Origin of the sequence: Methylobacterium sp. J-088, from assembly GCF_022829295.1 — a bacterium.
GTDB lineage: Bacteria > Pseudomonadota > Alphaproteobacteria > Rhizobiales > Beijerinckiaceae > Methylobacterium.
This window is the reverse complement of sequence record NZ_JAKSYH010000109.1, coordinates 1-2473: the sequence shown is the minus strand read 5'-3', so window position 1 is coordinate 2473 and position 2473 is coordinate 1. Positions and strand designations below refer to the sequence as shown.

Below are 2473 nucleotides of genomic sequence, written 5' to 3'. Positions count from 1 at the left end.
AGGTTGCCAAGGCCGCCCACCGCGCCGCTGCGCACTGAGGAGCCGCGCCCATGCCCCAGGATCTCCGCTCCTACACCGCGACCGGCCAGCGCCATCGCCGCCGCTACGAGGAAATCGCCCGCGGCATCCATCGCGCCGCTCGCGCCCTGTCTGGCGACCGCTACGCCACCATCGACGAGATGCACAGCATCCTGTCCGATCCGCTCGCATACTACGAGCAGATCGAGGATGCGTTCGTCGCGGAGACGGGTCGCTACATCCGGTGCGGCTGCGCCTTCATCGCCAGCGCCGACGAGATCGCCGAGGCCAAGCGCCGACATCGCGAGGCTGTCACCTATTGCGAGCGCCGCAACCACGATGGCCAGCTTGTCGCTTCCGTGCCCCAACAGGCTCAGCAGCAGCAGGCCGACGCCGGTCGCCGCTACTTCCTCCGAACCGCGCTGGCCGCCGGCCTCCTCGCCGCCGCTGTCACTGTAACTTCTGACAGTGAAGCCGCCCCCGCCGTCACTGCAAACGTTCGCAGTGACCTCCGCGGCGACAGCACCGCCCGCCTTCCCGGCCATGCCGAGCTCTGGGCTCGCATGCCCCTGCCGTTCACCCCCGCCGAGGCGTGGCATCTGCTCTCGCCCGCCACGCAGGCCGAGATCGGCGCGGCTGTCATCGGCATGGTGCTGGCCGAGTACGTCTCCGGTGACATGCACGGGGATGCAGATCGCTTCTACGACGACGCCCTATGCGGCGACGCGATGGATACCGGCAGCGACCTGCTGACCCGCATCGAGCAGCGCCTATGGGTGCTGTTCCCCGACCTCTACGGCCCCGACGGCGATCATCCCGCATGGGCCCTGAATTCAGGCATGGCGCCGCCCGCCACCTGACCCACTCGGTACGCCAGACGTACTGAGCCGCATCCCTTCACCACCAAGCCGACCCCCACGAGCCCCATCAGGAGCGCGAAAGATGTCGTATGCCCGCATCCCGAATTTCAGCCAGCCTGTCCCAGCCCGCAGCGACAGCCCTCGCACCGGCCGCCGCCGGTTCTCGGCCGATGGCCGCTACCTGAACCTGCCGAACGAGCCCGTGCCCGGCGAGATCGAGCCCTGGCAGGCCGTAGCACCCGTCCGGCCGGACACCGCGCACAGCCGGTCCCTGCGCTTCCTCGACACGGCCGGCGAGCTGCTGGCCGCGGTCGCGATCATTGGCGGCGGCATGGTCCTGACCGGTCTCGCCACCCTGCTCTGAGCCCGCCCCGCAACCCGAGCGGGCCGGCTGCCCGCGCCCCTCATCTGAGGATCCCGCAATGTCCCTACGCACCACCCTGCAGAAGCTGATCCGCCGCGATCCCGGGCCCCTGAGTTTGCGGGAGCGCGCTGACGAGCTGCGCGATGCCTTTAGTAGCCCCAACCGGCGTGCCATCGTCGCGGGGTCGCTCGCTGCTGCCGTCCCGCTACCGGCGCTGGCCGCGCCTGTCACTGCGGTACCCGCTCAGCAGCACCCCGACGCCGAGCTGCTTGCCGCCTGGGACAAGTACCAGCAGGCGGATGCAGCTTATGTCGCTGCCACCGAAGCGAACAGCGACGCGTGGCGTGCCCTCCGGTACGTTCGCCCCCCGATCCCCGAAGTGCTGCGCCTGACCCCGAGCGAGAAGCGCAGGTTCACAAGCGGGCTGCACTACCCTCTCGGCCATGTCGCAACTCGTATCCGTTGGCCTGACAATGAGGGCGGTCAGCCGGACCAGTTCTGGATGGGCGCGGGTCTGCGGAAGGCTATCACCGGCGCCGTGAAGGTGTTCGGGCGCGGTGGTCAGACCCCTAACAGGATCCGTCGCTGGCGGGACTTATTGCCGGTCGCCGATGCCTATGACGAGCGCTACAGCGCGCTGGAAGCCCGGTTCCGGTGCCGTGAACTGCGCGAGGCGAAACAGGCCGCCGAAGAGGCCCGTACAGCCGCTTCTATTTGCGTCGGAGAACTGCCGGCGACGACGCCTGAGGGGCTGGCGATCAAGGTTCGGTACGTCAGCCGAGGTAGCGGCTGGCACACGATGCACCCCGGCTGGACGACGCTGGTGCAGGCTGCCGCCTCAATCAGTGGCGTCACGCTACCCGCCCCGCGCGCCGACGACTGAGCACGCCGCCACCGCGCGGCGCTCACCCCGCCGCGCCTCCTGTTATCCTCTGATCCTTGGAGGCCGCCCGTGCCCGCTCTCAAGTTGTCCAATCCGTTCCGCCGCGCCGATGCTACTCCGTCGCTCAAGCGCCGTGCGGCTGCCCTGAAATCCGACCTCCTCAACCTCACGGCTCAACCTGCGGCGCAGACCCCGCTGCCCGCGCCCGGTTCGGATGAGGCTATCGCGGCGTGGGACAGGGCGCGCAGCGAGTTCGACCGCCTCACGAGCCTGTCCGAGACCGAGTATGCGGCCCTGCGCATCGGCGACAGCCTCACGCTCTGGACCACGGAATGGGTGAAGGCCGCG

The 2473-nt window shown here is 69.3% G+C and carries 4 protein-coding genes; all 4 read left to right on the top strand.

Features of this window, described 5'->3' with window-relative positions:
- Window positions 1-50: 50 nt before the first annotated feature.
- Window positions 51-878, top strand: coding sequence for a hypothetical protein (locus MKK63_RS11895; RefSeq protein WP_244001891.1), 828 nt, complete (start codon window positions 51-53; stop codon window positions 876-878).
- Between the two features lie 82 nt (window positions 879-960).
- Window positions 961-1242 carry a hypothetical protein gene (locus MKK63_RS11890; protein WP_244001889.1) on the top strand — a complete coding sequence of 94 codons (282 nt, stop codon included), beginning with the start codon at window positions 961-963 and terminating at the stop codon, window positions 1240-1242.
- 58 nt (window positions 1243-1300) lie between these two features.
- Window positions 1301-2125, top strand: a complete 825-nt coding sequence (locus tag MKK63_RS11885; protein ID WP_244001887.1) for a hypothetical protein — start codon at window positions 1301-1303, stop codon at window positions 2123-2125.
- A gap of 69 nt (window positions 2126-2194) precedes the next feature.
- Window positions 2195-2473: hypothetical protein (locus MKK63_RS11880; protein ID WP_409564506.1), on the top strand; the 279-nt coding region annotated here is incomplete at its 3' end.